The sequence below is a fragment of the Streptomyces sp. NPDC047000 genome, assembly GCF_040644295.1.
GTDB lineage: Bacteria > Actinomycetota > Actinomycetes > Streptomycetales > Streptomycetaceae > Streptomyces.
Map to the genome: position 1 here is coordinate 174,536 of NZ_JBEYWE010000003.1, position 17,323 is coordinate 191,858.

Consider the following 17,323-nt stretch of genomic DNA (forward strand, 5'->3'; position numbering starts at 1 on the left):
TCACAGGAAGTCGTGCGCGGGCGTCGGACAGCTCATGGACGTGAGCACCGCGCGCACCCGTACGCGTACCCGGGCACGCGTTCCGGCGGCCGTAAGGGTGCTGCAAGGGTGCTGCAAGGAAAGCGCCGCGGGGGCCGGGCACTCCTCTCCTCGTCATACGCACCACGCGCTGACGGGCGATGGGGGATCGCATGTCCTTGAGAACGACGAAGACGGCACTGATCGAACAGGGCCACTGGCTGACCGTACGGGGTTGCAAGAGGGTGCTGGTGGTCGTCCACACGGTGACGTTCGCGCAGCGGCTGCGAGAAGTCTTCGGGCTGCTGCACGCGGACCTGCGTGTCCAGGTGGTCTTCACGGCGGCGCCGCACGCCTTCGGCAGCGGTGTCGCACAGTTCCTGCACGGTCTGGGCATCACGACCGTGCCCTGGGAGGAGGCGTTACGGGCCGAATTCGATCTCGTGCTGGCGGCCGGGTCACGGGGCCTGCACGAGCTGCGGGCCCCGGTCCTGCGGATCTCGCACGGTGCCGGGCAGATCAAACCGCTCACCGACGTCACGGCGGCGGCTCCCGGGCAGCAGCGGTGGCCCGGAATGCTCAGCCCGCAGCATCTGATGCACGACGGCCGCGTCGTCCCGGCCGCGATCGGCTACGCCCACGACCGGGATCTCGCGGAGCTGGCGCGTTCCTGCCCGCAGGCGCTGCCGGTGGCCCATGTCGTGGGAGACCCCTGCGTGGACCGGATCGTCGCCGAGCTGCCCCGGCGCGACGCCTACCGGCGCGTGCTCGGCGTCGGCACCGGGCAGCGGCTCGTGGTGGTCACCTCCACCTGGGGGCCGGCATCGACGTTCGGACGGCTCGACTCGCTCGTTCCGCACCTGCTGACCCAGCTGCCCGGGGACCGCTACCGGATCGCGCTCCTGCTCCACCCCAACGTCTACGCGGGCCACGGCACATGGCAGGTGCGCGGCTGGCTGGCGGCCTGTGAACGGCTTGCGATCGTGCCTCCGGAGGCCGACTGGCAGGCACTGCTGATCGCTGCCGACTGGCTCGTGGGCGACCATGGCTCACTCACTGCGTACGGCACCCTCACGGATGCCACGGTGCTGCTCACAGGGAGTCCGGAACGCGAGATGGCGCCCTTCTCACCGGCGGCACTGCTTGCCACCGCCGCGCCGGTCATGTCGCCGCTGCATCCGCCGGCCGGGCAGCTGGAGTACGCGGCACGGACGCGCAGGCCCGGGCAGTACGCCCGGGTGGCGGCCGCGCTGTCCTCGGTGCCGGGCGAGTTCCACCGGCGGATGCGCTCGATCGTCTACCGCTTGCTGGACCTGAGTGAACCGGCGCATCCGCCGTACGTGCCGCCGCCCGCCGCGCCCTCACCGCTGTCGGAGTGGGAGGTCCGCCCGGACCGGAAAGAGGCAGGATGAGCCGCCTGGGCGGACAGTACCGTTTCGCCCGTCATCTCGCCTGGACCACGGTGTGTTTCCAAAGTGCCACGTACCCGTCCGAGGGAGTGGACAGCGACGCCGCGCTCCCTGACCGCCGGGGCGAGGCCGTCCCCGTGGTCTGGCGCTCGGACACGGGGCACGGAACCGCACTCGTGTCCTGTGCCTCCGGTCCGGGGCAGGCGTGTTGCGCGGATCACGACGGCCGGCCGCCGTGCGACGTACACCTGTGGGCCGACCCTGGTCTGCGGTGTCGAGCGGTCCGGACGGAATGGGCGGACGTACTGGTCGGCCATGTGCCGCTGCCGCTGTCCATGGCCGCTTGCCGGGTGGGCGACCTGCTCGTCCGTCACCCGGGCTGTCTCGTGGCCGCAGTGCCCCTGTCCTGTGACGGGGGCGTCGTCATCGGTGTACGGGACCCGGCGGGGGGCGTTCGTCTCCTTCCGGTGCGGGGCGAGAGGACCGGTGTCGCCCGCGCTCACCTTGTCGCCGCGGTGACGCATGCGTGGATGACGGCCGGGAGGGCGCCCGGTGCGCTGCTGTCGGTGACACGCATGACGCCGCCGACCGGTCGGCCGGCGGTCGCGGTACCTCGGTGAAATGAAGTGATGTGAAGCGAAGCGAGTGAGGTGAGGTGAAGTGACTGGCCGGGGCCGGTCTGCTGCGGTGGGCGGTTCACAGCTGCCGCAGCCGGTCGTCGAGGCGCTGCGCGTCCGAGGGGTCCAGGCGCCGGAAGAGCGCGCGGGCGGCCTCGTAGCAGTCCGTCGCCTCCGCCGCGTCGCCCCGGGACGCGGCGGACAGGCCCAGCCATTCCAGGCAGCGGGCTTCCCAGTGCTCGGACCTGGCGTCGCCCGCGCGGAACCGGTTCAGCGCCTCACGCAGTCGCCGTAGCCCCTCCTCGTGCTCCCCTCGGGCGTCCAGGACATGCCCGAGCACGGCCAGCACCCGGGTCTCCTCGTACATCTCGTCCAGTTCGTGCAACTCGGCGGCCGCCTGTCGCAGACAACGGGCCGCCGAGAGGAGGTCGCCGGCCGCCAGAGCGGTTTCGCCCAACCGCCGTCGGGAGAGCGCGGCCCCCCGTCGGTAGCCGATGGACTCCCGTAGTCCGAGGGCGTGTGCGAAGTGCTCGCGAGCTTCGTCGAGGCGACCGGTCAGAAGGCAGAGGTGTCCCAGGCCGCTGACGGCCTGGGCCTGCTGCCGTACATCGTCGTCGGACACGGCCCGTTCCAGTGCCTGCCGGTACCAGTCTTCGGCCTCCGTGTACCGCCCTGCGTTCCGCAGCCCGATGGCGCCCGAAGTGAGCATGCGGTTCTCGGCCTGCCGCGATCCTGCGCGGCGGGCGGCGCCGAGACCGAGGCGGTGCGCCTCGACCCACATCTCGGTGGGGCGCAGCCGCAGGAACAAGGCCCAGGCCAGGTCGGTCAGCTGCCAGCAGGACGTGTACCAGCCGGCCTGTGCGCAGTGCCGGACGGCATCCATGATCGTGTCCCGGTGCGAGCCCAGCCAGGCAAGCGCTTCGTCCGGACCGTCGAACGGGGTGCGGGCCGCGGTCTCCCCGGAGAGGCCGGGTGCGGTCAGGCGGTGACCAGGGGTGAGGACGGCGTCCGCGGCCGCCGTGGTGGCAAGGCACCAGTCGACGTAGCGGCGTAGTGGCCGGTCGCGTTCTCCGGGCTCCTCGTGGGCCTCCCGCTCCAGGGCGAGGCGGCGCGCGTGGGGCCGGACCAGGTCGTGGAGCCGGTAGCTGTCGGGGCTCGTCTCCTGAAGAAGGTTTGCCTCCACCAAGGCCTGTACGGCAAGTTCGGTCCGGTAGGCATTGTCGGAGGCGGACTCGTCACCACCGAGGACAGCGGTCACCATGGCGAGGTCGTGACGGTTCGTCGGCAGCAGTCCCATGAGCCGGTAGAGGGCGGCACTCGTGTCCGGCAGCAGACCGTACGACAGGTCGAGTGCCGTTCGGACCACGGCCTCCCCGTCGACGCGCAGCGCGTCCACGGCACCGTGTCCCTGCCCGTGGGACAGACTGGCGGCGAGTGCGGACACGGAACGGTGCGGGCGGAGGGCGAGCTGAGCGGAAGCCAGCCCGACGGCCAGGGGCAGACGCCCGCACAGCCGGACCACCTCACGCGCGGCGGCGGGTTCCCGTTCGATGCGTGGTCCGCCGCCCACGGCGAGGAATTCGACGGCCGCCTCGGCCGGGAGCCCGTCGAGCCGGTGCACCAAGGCGCCGTCGACGCGTAGCCCGGTGAGTGAATTTCTGCTGGTCACCACCGTGAGTCCGGCGGCCGTGCCGAGCAGCAGCGGACGGACCTGGGCGGCGCTGAAGGCATTGTCGAGGAGTACGGCGATCCGCAGCTCCGAAGTCACCGAGTGCCACAGGGCGCTGCGCTGCGCGGTGTCCGCCGGGAGCGACGTCGCTCCCAGGGCGACGAGCAGAGCTTCGAGGACGGTTCCCGGTGAGGCGGGGCTGCTCTCGCCTTCGGTGGTGTGACCACCCAGGTCGGCGTAAAGCTGTCCGTCGGGATAGCTGTCCGCGTGCTCGTGCAGCCAGTGGGAGACGAGGGCGGTCTTGCCGACACCGGCGAGCCCGGTCACGACCACGATCCGGGAGGTGTGCTCGGGCGGTCGGGTGCACAGCTCGTCCAGGATCCTTCGGTCGGCGTCGCGGCCGAGGAACAGGGCGGTGACGGGCGGGAGCTGGCGGGGTACCGGGCGGTCCGCGCGGGGTGGTTCGGGCCGGATGTGGAAGTGGAGGCCGCCGTGGATGTCGCGGGCCTGCACACTGGGGCCGTGCAGTACGGAACTGCCGCTGATGGTGTTGGTGTTGGTGTTGGTGGCCGGGGGCGGTGGGCCGTGCGGCTGGGGTGTGGCGTCCGCGCTCAGCTGCGGAGACGGAGACGGGGATGGCGGGGTGTCCGGGGGCGGAGACATGTACGCGGGGAGCGGAGGGCGGGGTCTGCCCAGGGGCGGCGGCGCGTGATGCCGTAGCCAGTCGCTCAACGCGAGGTATGTCCCGGCATGCCGGGAGCTGATCCGGTCAAGTTCTTGGGCCAGCGGCCACCAAGCGGTCGTGGTCGGCTCTCGTGCCGCCGCCCCGTCGGGAGGCCAGAGTCCGGCCACCGCCTCGTCTGCACGGGCCGCAGTGGTCACCACCCGCGCCAACTCGTGCCAGGCGGCGGAGTCCCGGTCGCGGCCGCAAGCGGCCAAGGCCGCGTGCAGCTCCGCCAGCCGCTTCGACGGGGAACCTGACATAGGAGGGGATCCTTTCGGTATCAACCGTCCGGTACCTGGGAATCCCCTCCCCGCTTCGGGAGGAAAACGAACAGAACGTATTCGCGTTCGCTTGCTTTCGGACGTAATCCGCCCTCATATGGCCCATGAGGCGACCACATGGCAGCCTCGTATGCCCGGCTGGCAGAAGGCCGGCCTACCGGCGGGGAGGACGCTGGTGGAGCTCGAGATTCGGCTCTCGGGGTCCGTGGACATACGGACCTCCGGCCGTCGCAACGATCTCGGATCGACCAAGACCCGCCTCACCCTGGCTGCCCTCGCCTGGGACGCGGACCGTTCCGTGAGCGTCGACACGTTGATCCACCGTGTCTGGGACGAACATCCGCCCCTGAAAGCGCGGGAGGCACTGCACGCCCATGTGTCCAGGGTCCGCCGTGCCTTGCGGATCGCGGGGGGTGACGCCCCGGTCGTCCTCAGCCGGACCAACGCCTACGTCCTGCACATCGATCCGGACCTGGTGGACCTGCGCTGTTACACGAGCTGCGTCAACCAGAGTCGTGCCCTGCGCGAGACCGACCAGGAGGCGGCCTTACGCCTCCTGGACCGGGCGGACGCGCTCTGGCGCGGGGAGCCGCTGGCCGGGATCTCCGGCTCCTGGCCGGAGCACCTGCGTGCCGCCGTGAAGGAGACGACCCTGGGCGCGGCCGTGATCCGCGCCGACATCCTCATCAGCGCGGGCAGGTTCACCGACGCTGTTCCCGTCCTGCTGCCGCTGGTCGAGGAGCATCCCCTCGACGAGGCGATGGCCGAGCGGCTGGCCGTCGCCCTGTACGGCAGCAGCCGGACAGCTGATGCGACCAGACTTCTCCACCGCACCCGGCAGCGCGTGGTCCGTGACATCGGCCTCGACGCCGGACGGCGGCTGCACCGCGTGCACCAGGGAATTCTGCAGGGCACGCCCGCACGGGAACTGCTGCGGAATGCGGACGCCGGCGAGGACGGGGAGGGCCGCGGCGGCGGCGAGGTACACGTGCGGCCGTCCGGACGAGCACCCGACAACCTGCCCCGTGACGTTCCCTGGATCGGCCGCCGGGGCGAACTGCGCAGGCTCGACACCGTATTGGGCGAGGCTGCGGCCGAGGCCGAGGCCGGGGGAGGAGACGGGCCGGGTGTCGTCATCAGCGTCGAGGCGATCCACGGCATGGGAGGGGTGGGGAAGACCTCGCTCGCCGTGCACATCGGGCACCGGCTGCGTGACCGCTTCCCCGACGGCCGGCTCTTCGTGCGCCTCGGGCGGTCGGCTCCCGACGGCACACCGCGCATGCCCGAGCAGGTGCTCGCCGAACTGCTGCGTCTGCTCGGAAAGGACACGAGGAAACTGCTGCACGAGACGGACCTCGTGGCCCAATGGCGCTTGGTCTGCCGGGACCGCCGCATGCTCGTCATCCTGGACGACGCGACCGATTCGGAGCAGGTCCGGCCGCTCCTGCCGGGTGCTTCACCCACAGCGGTCATCGTGACCAGCCGAAGACGGCTCCCCGGGCTGCCCGGGTTACGGGCGCTCACCCTTGATGTACTGCCTCGTGACGACGCGATCGCCCTGTTCACCCGGCGGCTCGGTGCGCGGTCGGGGGTGAGCGTGGAGGACATGGACGGGATCGTCCGTGTATGCGGCTTTCTGCCGCTGGCCGTCGAGATCGCCGCGAACCGGCTGTTGGCGCGTCCGTCGTGGACGACCGCCGATCTGCTGGGCCAGTTGACCGGCGGTGGCGGGCGTCTCGCCGAGCTCAGGGACAGCGAGCGATCACTCACCCATGTGTTCGACCTGTCCTACCGGTCCCTCAACGCCGAACAGCGGCTGGTCTTCCGGCGCGTGGGTCTGCACCACGGGGTCGAGTTCGGGCCCTCGGCGGTGGCGGCGCTGACCGGTCTCTCCGTCGCAGCCGCCGAGCGCGTGCTCGAAGAACTCATGGCCCACCATCTGATCTCCGAACCGTCGCCACATCGATTCGCCATGCATGACCTGTTGCGCGACCACGCACGATCATTGATCGAGGCCGGTGACGAGGACTCCGCGCAGGACGCCCGTGCGGCGGTGGGGGCTCTGGTGGCTCATTACCTCGCTGCCGCGGACCTCGCCGACCGGTCGGCGTACCCTCAACGGGCACGCATGTCACCGGAGGTCCGTACCGTCGCTCCTGCCGCGCTCGCGGGGCCGGTGGACCCGCGATCCGCTGAGAAATGGCTGATCACCGAAGGTGCAAATCTTCTGGACGCGTTGCATCAGGTCGAGGAACGTGGCACACGGCGCCAATGGGCGCTGGCGGTGCATGTGCTCGCCGGGTTTCTGGCCATGGAAGGACGTCCGGACACGGTCGAACCGCTGCTGCGCCGGGCCCTCGCCCACTGGGACGCTCAGGGCGATCGGATGGCAAGGGCCCGGGCTCTGCTCGACCTCGCCGCCGTGCACGTGCACGGCTCCCGTTACCCGGAGGCCGTCGCGGAGGCACGCGAGGTGCTGGACATCGCCCGGTCCGTCAGCGATACCGAACTCGAGGCACAGAGCGTCCACCAGATCTCCGTCTGCCTGTGGCAGACGGGTGAGTACGCGCAGGCGAGATCACTTCTGACGGGCTCACTGGCGCGATTGGACGGTCATGAGGGAAGGCATCTGATCGCGCGCACCCGGAACATGCTGGGTATCACGCATCTGCATCTCGCCGAGCATGACGCGGCGCTCGGGTTCTTCACGGCCGCGCTCGCCGACTTCGCCGAACTCGGCGACGCGCGAGGCAGATACACCGCGCTCAACAACCTGGCGGAGATCAGCAAGAAGATGGGCGATCCGCAGACGGCGGAACACGCCTACCGGGAAGCCATAAACGTGGCGGAGGGTCTGGGCAGCAGGCGGGACCATGCCGTTCTCCACATGAACCTGGCCAGCGTCCTGGACATGCAGGGCAGGACGGCCGAGGCCCTGGCCCTGTACGACGGCGCCCTGTCGGTCTTCCGGGACATCAAGGACTTCCGTGGCGAGGCGATCGCTCTGCATCGCATCGGCCGGGCGCATCACACGGCCGGCCGCAGCGAGCAGGCGCTGGCCTGGCACCTCAAGGCCCTCACCCTGGCTCGGCGCATCCACGCCGTGGGCGAGGAGGTCGACGCACTCTATGATCTGGCATTGGCCGAACAAGTGACCGGTCGTACCGCTGAGGCGGTGGCCCATCTGGAGGAGAGCCGGTCGTTGAGCAGCCATATCGGTGCCTCCGACGAAGAAGCCCGCGCGGCTCGTGCGCTGGCCGATGCGCGTGGCTCGGAACCCGGGCACGGGTAGCGGATCCGACGCTCTGTGTAGTCATGCAAGGTTGCGTATAGTCATGCGGCGACTGCTACGATCATGGCCTCACGGACTCCGGTTCACAGCGGGGGGTTCCCGGTCCGTTTCCGTTGTTCCTAGGACGAACCAAGGAAATCCATGCTCAAGTTCTTCTCTGCCGCTCTTCGTGTCGCGGTCGCGGGCTCCGCGCTCACCTGCATCGCCTATGTCGTCGTCACTTCTGTCGTGCCTTCGGTGACCGGTATCTGACGAACGGGGCATCCGGTGCCGGGCCGTCCGTCGACGGACGGCCCGGCACCGGGCTGGCTTGACCCGTCCTTCCACCGGGGCGGCTGTTCCTGGAACCATGACGGGTCATGCACGGCGATCCGTTCACGGGGTGGGAGTACGGGCATGGATCCGATCTCGGTGGGACTTCTTGTGGCGATGGCGACCGGAGCCGGCGGTGAAGCGGGCCGGAGCCTGTGGGAGACGCTGACCGGCCTGGTGCGAAGACGCCCCGAGCGGCAGCCGCTTCCGGTGGTCCGGCCAGCCGGTGAGGACGGACTGGCCGGTGAGGACGAACCGGCTGATGAGGACGGACTGGCCGGTGAGGACGAACTGGCCGCACTGAACGAGAGCCCGCACGACATGCTCCGGGCCCGTGCACTGAGTGAGTCCCTGACCCGCCGGGCCCGGCAGGACCCGGCTTTCCGTGAGGCACTCGAGCGGTGGAGTCGGCAGGCCCAGGGGCTTCACAGCGGTGAGGGACAGGTCACCAACATCATCGGCGGCGGGAGCCAGCAAGGCCCGGTGCTCCAGGGCCGTGACTTCTCCGGGATCACCTTCAACGGCCCGGCCGAAGAGGGCCGCGCCCCTGAGCGGGGACCGGGGCCGAGCTGACCGGCCACCTGGACCGGACGGGGCCGCGACCGTGGAGATCGTGGGCCTTCACGCCCTGCTCGGCCTCGATCGGTCGCGAACAGCCCCGGACCTTCGGGTGACACGTTGGAGGGGCGCGAAACGGACTTCCGCACCACCCCTTGGGCACCCGCGCGCCCTTCCGTCACTCTTCCGGAGCCGTAACTCCCGGGGCCACAATGGACTCACGTGCCGCCGCGTCTCACCGTGGTGGCCGCGCCGCTCCGTGCCGGGGGGACACATCGGGCACGGAGTCGGCGCCCAGGGCTGACGGCAGCCGAATGCCGTCCGTAGAGACAAGAATGACGTGGCGGCCGTCGTGCCGCTGGGGGATGCACACCACCATGTCCGTGTCCGATCACAGGACGTCCGCTGCCCGCGAACCGGCGTCCGCAGCGGTCGGGGCCGGCCCGACCGGCCCCCTGCTCACCAGGGAAGGCCACCCGCCAGAGGGCGGCTCCTTCCAGCCCCAGACCGAAACCGAGACCGACACCCAGGCCCAGGCCCGGGGCCGGCGTGCCCAGGGTGCGCACCGGCGGCGGCTGGTCACCCAGGCGGCGGCTCCGCTGATGGAGACCGCCGTGATCCTCCCCGCCCGCGACGAGGAGGCGGGCGTCCTGCTGGCGCTGGAGTCGCTGGCCGCGCAGAGCGCACCGCCCGATCTCATCGTCGTCGTGGTCAACAACTCCTCCGACCGCACCGAGGAGTTCGCCCGCGACTTCGCCGACCGTCCCGGCGTACCGCGCACGGTCGTCTTCAACCTGCCCGACAACCCGCACAAGAAGGCCGGCGCCCTCAACCACGGCATCGGCTGGCTGCACCGCGCGCCCGGCGGACTCGCGGCGACGGTGAAGTACCTGCTGGTGATGGACGCGGACACCAGCCTGCACCCGAAGTTCCTGGAGCGGGCCCGCAACGTCATGGCGTCCGACCGGCGGGTGGGCGGGCTGAGCGCCACCTGCCTGGGCCGTACCGGGCTGTGGAAGAACCTCTGGCAGCGGTATCTGCTGGGCATGCAGATCATGGAGTACGGCCGTTACGCGCGCGGCCGCTACCGGTTCGGCATCCACAGCATGTCCGGCGCCGGTTCCTTCTACCGCACCGAGGCGCTGCTGAGCATCCTGCGCTGGCGCGGCGAGGTCTTCTGGGAGGACCACGCCAACCTCGTCGAGGACTACGAGACGACGCTCGCGCTGAAGGAGGCGGGCTGGAAGGTCACCGCCAACCAGCACTGCATCGCCTACACCGACCTCATGCCCACCCTGCGCGAGCTGATCGGCCAGCGCGAGCGCTGGGGGCGCGGCACCGTCGACACCCTGCGCCGCCGCGGCTGGACCAAGCACACCTGGTTCTCCATCACCAGCATGGTGCTGGGCTTCGCCGGTTTCCTCTACACCCTGGGCTGGCTGGCCGCCTGGACCGGTGTCGTCGCGGACTCCGGGTTCGTCCTGGACCCGGTGTGGCTGGGCCTGGTCGCCTTCTGGGTCCTCTACGCCGCCTTCCGTACCCGGCACCTCGGCTGGAAGGGCGTCCTGATCGACGTGCTGATGCTGCCGGGGCTGGTCTTCTCCTCGGTGCGGGCCTACTGGTTCGTGTCGTCGGTCGTGAAGTCGTACGCGACCCGCGTCTCGGCCTGGAAGTGACCGGCCGACCGCCTCCGGCCCCCGCCCACCCACCTCCTTCCGCTCACGCCTCCAGACAACTCTCTCCTCCGCAAGACAGGAACAAGCCCGTGAACTACCTCAGCGGAACCGGCACCGGACTCGTCGCCGGGGGTGCCTCCCTGGCCGCCACCGGCACCTCCTCCACCACCGGCCTGATCATCGCGGCCAGCCTGGCACTGGTCCTGGGCGGCCTGACGACCTACGCAGCCGCCGCCCACCGCCGCCGCCGCGACGCGAGCGCGGCGGGCAACTGAGCGGGGGTCGGGAAAAGTGACCGGGGTCAGGCGACAGCGACCTTCGCGCCGAACCCGATGGGCGCGACCCTGGTCATCCGGTCCATGACACGACGAACGGCCGCCCCCCCGAAGAACACGTGGGTCCCGGCAGGCTGCTGTGGGTGACGGATCGTGTTGTCGTACGCCTGTGCGAGACTGCGGCGCATGGCCATGGCAGCGCCCGCACTCGCCGATCTCACCTTCGACCGCTGGAGGTCCCTCGACCTGGCCGCCGCGCGCCGCGTCGCCGAGGAGGCCGCTCGTGCGGCGGAGGGCCGGGTGACCGCCGTGGACACCACCGAGCACCTCGGTGCCCCGCTGCACCGCGTCCGTATCGAATGCCACGGCCGGGAGTTCGCGCTGATCCCTGGCGGCAGGGTGTCCCTCGGCTTCGATCTGGACGCCTGGGAGCCGACGCCGGAACAGAGCGCGGACTACGCCGACAGCGTTGAGCAGGGCTTCGGCCACGGCTCCGACCTGCGGGCCCATCTCGCCGAGCTGCTGAGCCCGTACCGCACCGCCGAGGTCGCGACCGTGCTGATGGCTGTGGAGGACGAGCCGCTGGCGGAGGCGCCCTCCGTCCTGCGGTCCGCGCTGGCGGCCCGGGGCCTGCGGATGCCGACCCCGGACGAGTGGGAACACGCCTGTGGCGCGGGCGCGGGCACGCTGTTCCGCTGGGGGAACGACTGCCCCATGGACCGCATCCCCTACGGCGACCGCACCGGCCCCCACACCCGTCCGAACGCCTTCGGCCTGCGCATCGCCTACGACACCTACCGCGCGGAGCTGACCAGCGACCCCACCGCCGTCCACGGCGGGGACGGCGGTGAGTCGGTGTGCGGTGGTTACGGCATTCTGCTCGGCTGGCTGCCGCTGGCCACTGCCAACCGCAACCCGCAGATGGCCGGGTTCGTCCATGGGGCGGAGGGGGAGGAGATGTACGAGGACTTCTCCGTCCGCCCCGTGATCGTCCTTCAGGAACCGGCCGTCACTTCTCGTCCCGGCGGCTCCGCCCCGCCTGCCAGGTGAGCCAGCCGCCGTCGAGGTTGCGTACGTCGTAGCCGTGCTGGGCGAGGATCCGGGTGGCGGTGTGGCCGCGCAGTCCGACCTGGCAGTACACGACGACCGGACGGTCGGCGGGGATCTCGTCGAGGCGGGTGCGCAGCTCGTCGACGGGGATGTTGAGCGAGCCCGGGATGGCTCCGGCCGCGTGCTCGCCCCCGGTCCGTACGTCGAGGAGTACCGCTCCGTCCCGCGCCGCCTGCTCGGTCTCGTGCCACTGGACGGTGTCGGTGGTGTCGGTGACGCGGTTGTCGGCGACGTAGCCGAGCATGTTGACGGGGTCCTTGGCGGAGCCGTAGGGCGGGGCGTAGGCGAGTTCGAGGTCGGCCAGCTCCGGTGCGGTGAGTCCGGTGGCGAGGGCGGTGGCGAGGACGTCGATGCGCTTGTCGACGCCGTCGCCGCCGACCGCCTGGGCGCCGAGGATGCGCTGGTCGGCGGGGTCGACGAGCAGTTTCAGGGCCATCTGGCGGCCGCCGGGGTAGTAGCCGGCGTGGGATGCGGGGTGGATGTGGATGACGCTGTGCGGGCGTCCGGCGTCGCGCAGCCGCTTCTCGTTCCAGCCGGTGGCGGCGGCGGTGAGGCCGAAGACCTTGACGATCGAGGTGCCGACGGCGGAGCGGGAGCGGACCGGCCGCCCGGCGATGACGTCGGCGACGAGACGGCCGTGCCGGTTGGCGAGGTTGGCGAGCGGGACGAGGGTGCTGTCGCCGGTGAGACGGTCGCGCTTCTCGGCCGCGTCTCCGACGGCGTAGACGTGGGGGTCGCTGGTGCGCTGCCGGTCGTCGACCGCGATGCCGCCGCGGGGGCCGGTCTCCAGACCGGCGGCGCGGGCGAGCGTGGTGTCGGGGCGGACCCCGGCGGCGAAGACGACGAGGGCGGCGGGGGCGACGGTGCCGTCGTCGAGTTCGACGGCGTCGGGCAGGACCTTGGTGACCCGGGTGCCGAGCCGCAGCCGTACGCCGCCGCGCTCGAGCTCATCCGCGAGCGGGGCCGCCATCTCGGGGTCGAGGGGCGGCAGCACCTGGTCGGCGAGTTCGACGAGGGTGACGTCGAGGCCGCGGTGGGCGAGGTTCTCGGCGAGTTCGACCCCGATGAACCCGGCGCCGACGACCACGGCACTGCGGACGCCGCCGGTGCCGACGGTCTCGATGATGCGGTCGGTGTCCCCGACGTCCCGCAGGGTCAGCCCGCGCTCGGCGCCGGGCACGGGCGGCACGACGGGGGAGGCGCCGGGGCTGAGGACGAGGTCGTCGTAGGAGAGGCTGTAGACGCGATCGGCGTCCAGGTCCTTGACCCGGACGGTGCGTGAGGCGGTGTCGATGCCGAGCACCTCGTGCCGGACCCGGACGTCGAGGGCGAACCGGGCGTTCAGGGAGGCGGGGGTCTGCAGGAGCAGCCTGTCGCGCTCGGTGATGACACCACCGACGTGGTAGGGCAGCCCGCAGTTGGCGTACGACACGTCCGGGCCGCGCTCCAGCACGACGATCTCCGCGTCCTCCCGCAGCCGGCGCAGCCTGGTCGCGGCGGACATCCCGCCCGCGACACCTCCCACGATGACGACCTTCACGGCTCTCCTCGCTCTCTCCCCCCGCGGTTCTTATACCCCCTAGGGTATGCAGGGCGGTGCGGTCGCCGATGGGGACCAACGGCCCTGACACCCGGGGCCGAGGGTCCGCCGTCACCCAGAGACCCGGCCGGTCCTTCCGGCCGAGCGGCCGAGCGGCTGCGTGGTGGGGTGGTCGGGCGGCCGGACGGGGCGGACGCGGACAGGGCGTATGGACAGTGCGCTCCCGGTCCGCCACACTGCCCCGGTGATCATGCGCCGTCGGCGGCCGCATGGCGTGAGGGGTGGGAACCGATGCAGCAGGCGCGGCCCGGTGCGGTGTCACCGGAGAACATCCGATACCGGCCGACGCTCCTCCAGCTCATGCTGCCCGTGCTGCCCAGCACGGTGTTCTTCACGGCTGTGGCGATTTCGTCCCTGCAGGACGGAGGAATGTTCCGTCCGCTGCGGTTCGCGGTGGTGATCTGGGCCGTCGTGCTGGTCCTGGGGCTGGCCACGTCGCGGCCGTTGGGCATCGCTCTCACACCGTCGGCGGCCGTCGTACGCGTCTTCCGCCGCCGGACCATCCCGTGGGCGGACGTCCAGGCCATCTGCGTGGAGTCGCAGTTCGGCAGCCGGATCGTGGTGATCTACGAAGCGAGCGGCCGTGTCACCCGCCTGCGGGCTCCGATCACGGGCTGGCTCAAGTGGGACCGCCGGTTCGAGGAGAAGTTCCACACCATCGGCGGCTGGTGGCTGGACCACCGTGGCCCGGACTGGGTTCCGGTGCCGCCGCCGGGGGCCCGGCGGGGTGGCTCACCGGCGTCCGACGGGAACCCCTACGCCGCACCCCCGGCGTGACCGGAACACCCCCATGAGATCCGCCGACCGGTGATCGCACGGCCGCACACCCCTGCCGGGCGAGGGACACACGGGTCTCACTCCCCGTGGACCGTGGATCACCGCAGCCGGTCGAGCGCCTGCTGGAAGGCGGTCGCGTGGCGGGCCTCGTCGGCGGCGGTGTCGCGGAAGTAGCGGGCGGCGGCGGTGTCGCCGACGGCGGCGGCTCGCCTCGCGAACCCCGGGTACAGGGTGGTCGCCTCGAGACGTTCGCCGGTGACGGCCCTGCGCAGGTTCTGCCGCGTCGTGCGGACCAGGCCGGCCAGGACCGCTTCCCCGGCGAAGTGCTCGCGCAGCTCGACCTTGGCGGTGCCCTCGAACAGCCGGGCCAGCGCGGCGTTGCCGGTCTGCCGGGCGTGGGCGGCGAAGAGCATGTACTTGGCGTGGGCCAGCGCCTCGCCGTGCAGGGCGGTGTCGAGGTTGGCCAGGGTGCGGGCGGCCTTCACCTTCGGCAGCCCGGCGGGCACCGTGACCGGGTCGGCCACCGGGGGCGGCGGGACGGTACCTCTGCCGGTGGTCACGACCCTGAGCGCGGCACGGAAGGCGTCCCGGTGCCGGCCCTCGTCCGCCGCGAGTTCGGTGAACAGCCTGGCGGCCATGAGGTCGCCGTCGGCGCGGGCCTGCGCGGCGAAGCGGCGGTACATGACCTGGTGCTCGTAGGTCTCGCCGCTGATGGCCTGGCGCAGATCGGCCGCGTCGGTGCCGACCGTGCCCGCCAGGGCGGCCGCCTGCCGCAGGTGCTCGTTCAGCTCGGTGTCCGCCGTGGCCCGGAACAGCCGGCCCACGGCGGGGCGGCCCTCGCGGTCGGCCTGGACGGCGAAGAGGCTGTACGAGGCGTAGGCGAACGCCTCCCCCTTCATGCCGGTGGCCAGGTCGGCGAGAGTCCGTGCGTGCAGGGCACGGGTGACGGTGTACGCGCCCAGGTGCTGATCACCGGGAACGGACCCGGTGAGCGCCATGGCCGTGGCAGCCGGGGAGGCGGCGGTCAGCGCGCACAGACCGACCACGAGCGTGCGTAGGGAATGGCGGAACATGACGGCTCCTTCCGGACACCCGTTCGTTCGAGCGCCCCTCCCATGCCACCCGCCCCCGCCCGCTTCCGCTTTTTAATCTCCCCCTTTGGAGTGACTACACAGTGTGATGGACGGCTCGGTCGACGTCGCGCAAGGTGTTCGGCACGGCTCGACCGGGCGTGTCTCCCCCTTGATCCGTCATGTCCGTGCCATGGCTAGGATTGGCCGAATTCGAGGGCCGTGAAGGGGAGTTGGGGAATTGATGAGGGTGCGACGGAGATCGCTCGCTTTAACCGGTGTGGCCGCGCTGCTGCCGCTGGTCGCCACCGCCGTTTCCGCCACGTCCGCGCAGGCGGCGTCGGCGTCGCTGGCCGTCACCACGCTGGGGCGGCACGGCGGCAAGGTGGCGACGACGGTCACCGTCGTCGCCGTGCCGTCCGGTCAGACGTACAGCGTCAAGTCCGGCAAGCGGATCAGCCTGCCGTCGGGACGCTACCTCGCGATGACCGACATCTACGAGAGCGCCACGGACGGTCTGGGCACCGACACCATCGGCGCGCAGGTCGTGCAGGTCTCGGGCAGCACGTCGGTGACCCTCGACGCCCGCAAGGGCAAGGCCGTCAAGGTGTCGCTGGACACGCCCGCCGACGTGACCGACCCGCCGCGCATCAGCGCGCAGGTGTGCGCCGCCACCGTCAGCACCATGCCCTCCGCCTTCAGTGTGGGCGGCTGGAACGACGAGGGAGCCCTCTACGCCATCCCGAACTCCTCCAAGCTGCTCCAGTTCGGCTACCTGGCGCGGTGGTCGGGGAACGACGGCTATGTCGCCGTGAAGAACACCACGGGCATCCCGGCGGCGCCCGGCGGGGCGTTCAAGCGGTCGAAACTGGCGACGATGCGCTTCTCGGTGCGTAGCGGTACGCAGATGGCCCGGCAGAACTACACCGCGCTCCAGGCGACGCCGAAGACCGACGACTGCACGACCGACCTGATGGCCGGGGTCGGTTCCGACAGCGCGCCGTACAGCGCCACCGTCCATGTGACGCCGGGGACCTGGCAGCCGCGCGACGACATCTTCGCGGACAACGGCGACCACGTCGGCGGCGGTTTCCCGAAGGCCAGGACACTGACGGCGGGGCAGAGCGTCACCCAGTCCTTCGGCCGGGCCGTGTGGAGTCCGCTGCACTACCTGCCGACGGTCAGGAACAAGTCCGTCCACTTCATTCCGGACGCCCTGATCGGCGACCCCGACGTCGGCGCCGGCGGGGCCGACCCGACGAAGGAGACGGTGGCCCTGACCAAGGGGGGCACCGTCATCAAGAAGAAGACCCTGACCAACTGGGGCTCGTCCGACGACGAGTTCTCCGCGGGCATCCGCTCGGCGGGCTGGTACCACCTGACCGTCGACGCCCGTCGCCACCACCCGGGCATCACGTTCCCCGCCGGCATGCTGTCGTCGCGCATCACCCTCGACTGGGGCTTCAAGGCCGACCCGGCCAAGCCGATGGTCACGCCCGTCTTCCTCACCCGCTTCCTGCCCGCCGGGCTGAACACCCGTAACCAGGCCGCACCGAACAGCACCACGACGGTCGACGTGAGTGCCGGGCGCGGCTCGCAGGGCCCCGACGACAAGTTCACCAAGGTGACCGCCAAGTCCGTCCGGGTCTGGTCGTCCGCCGACGGCGGCAAGACCTGGAAGGCGGTGACCGTCAAGCACTCCGGCTCGACCTGGCAGGCATCCGTCCACAACCCGGCCTCGGGCGCCGTCGCCCTGCGTTCCGAGGTGAAGGACGCCGCCGGGGACCGCTCGGTGGAGACGGTGTACCGGGCGTACGCGATCGGCTGAACCCGCCTCTTCCGATCCCTTCGGGGCCGTCGCGGGCTGCGTAGGCGCACCGGATGGGCGGTCCGCCGTTCATCCGGCCGGCAGCCGTGGCGGATACGGCAGCCGTG

General features: G+C 71.2%; 11 protein-coding genes. 8 read left to right on the forward strand and 3 right to left on the reverse strand.

Annotated elements, in window-relative coordinates:
* The first annotated feature begins 191 nt into the window (after positions 1–191).
* A complete protein-coding gene (locus ABZ862_RS07210) occupies positions 192–1,430 on the forward strand; it encodes a hypothetical protein (RefSeq protein WP_360953662.1) in 1,239 nt (412 codons plus the stop codon).
* Between the two features lie 693 nt (positions 1,431–2,123).
* Here the strand turns inward: ABZ862_RS07210 and ABZ862_RS07215 are convergent.
* Positions 2,124–4,376 carry a tetratricopeptide repeat protein gene (locus ABZ862_RS07215; protein ID WP_360953665.1) on the reverse strand — a complete coding sequence of 751 codons (2,253 nt, stop codon included), beginning with the start codon at positions 4,374–4,376 and terminating at the stop codon, positions 2,124–2,126.
* 517 nt (positions 4,377–4,893) lie between these two features.
* On the opposite strand from ABZ862_RS07215, the gene ABZ862_RS07220 reads away from it, so the two are divergent.
* The 5 genes from ABZ862_RS07220 (at position 4,894) to ABZ862_RS07240 (ending at position 11,881) form a co-directional block, all read left to right on the forward strand.
* The gene (locus ABZ862_RS07220) at positions 4,894–8,010 is read left to right on the forward strand and encodes a tetratricopeptide repeat protein (protein ID WP_360953667.1); all 3,117 of its coding nucleotides are present in this window, start codon (positions 4,894–4,896) and stop codon (positions 8,008–8,010) included.
* A gap of 396 nt (positions 8,011–8,406) precedes the next feature.
* The gene (locus tag ABZ862_RS07225) at positions 8,407–8,895 is read left to right on the forward strand and encodes a hypothetical protein (protein ID WP_360953670.1); all 489 of its coding nucleotides are present in this window, start codon (positions 8,407–8,409) and stop codon (positions 8,893–8,895) included.
* Between the two features lie 368 nt (positions 8,896–9,263).
* On the forward strand, positions 9,264–10,556 hold the full coding sequence (locus ABZ862_RS07230; RefSeq protein WP_360953673.1) for a glycosyltransferase family 2 protein: 1,293 nt from the start codon (positions 9,264–9,266) through the stop codon (positions 10,554–10,556).
* 89 nt (positions 10,557–10,645) lie between these two features.
* Positions 10,646–10,831, forward strand: a complete 186-nt coding sequence (locus ABZ862_RS07235; RefSeq protein ID WP_360953676.1) for a hypothetical protein — start codon at positions 10,646–10,648, stop codon at positions 10,829–10,831.
* A 186-nt stretch (positions 10,832–11,017) separates the two neighbouring features.
* Positions 11,018–11,881, forward strand: coding sequence for a hypothetical protein (locus tag ABZ862_RS07240; RefSeq protein WP_360953679.1), 864 nt, complete (start codon positions 11,018–11,020; stop codon positions 11,879–11,881).
* On the opposite strand, the gene ABZ862_RS07245 is transcribed toward ABZ862_RS07240, so the two are convergent.
* On the reverse strand, positions 11,841–13,481 hold the full coding sequence (locus tag ABZ862_RS07245; protein ID WP_360953682.1) for an FAD-dependent oxidoreductase: 1,641 nt from the start codon (positions 13,479–13,481) through the stop codon (positions 11,841–11,843). The genes ABZ862_RS07240 and ABZ862_RS07245 overlap by 41 nt on opposite strands.
* Before the next feature lie 291 nt (positions 13,482–13,772).
* Between ABZ862_RS07245 and ABZ862_RS07250 the strand changes: the two genes are divergently transcribed.
* The gene (locus tag ABZ862_RS07250; protein WP_360953685.1) at positions 13,773–14,318 is read left to right on the forward strand and encodes a hypothetical protein; all 546 of its coding nucleotides are present in this window, start codon (positions 13,773–13,775) and stop codon (positions 14,316–14,318) included.
* A 98-nt stretch (positions 14,319–14,416) separates the two neighbouring features.
* On the opposite strand, the gene ABZ862_RS07255 is transcribed toward ABZ862_RS07250, so the two are convergent.
* The gene (locus ABZ862_RS07255) at positions 14,417–15,391 is read right to left on the reverse strand and encodes a ferritin family protein (protein WP_360953688.1); all 975 of its coding nucleotides are present in this window, start codon (positions 15,389–15,391) and stop codon (positions 14,417–14,419) included.
* Between the two features lie 277 nt (positions 15,392–15,668).
* Here ABZ862_RS07255 and ABZ862_RS07260 point away from each other — a divergent pair, with 277 nt between their 5' ends.
* Positions 15,669–17,216: a hypothetical protein gene (locus tag ABZ862_RS07260; protein WP_360953691.1), complete on the forward strand. Its 1,548-nt coding sequence runs from the start codon at positions 15,669–15,671 to the stop codon at positions 17,214–17,216.
* Positions 17,217–17,323: the final 107 nt, after the last annotated feature.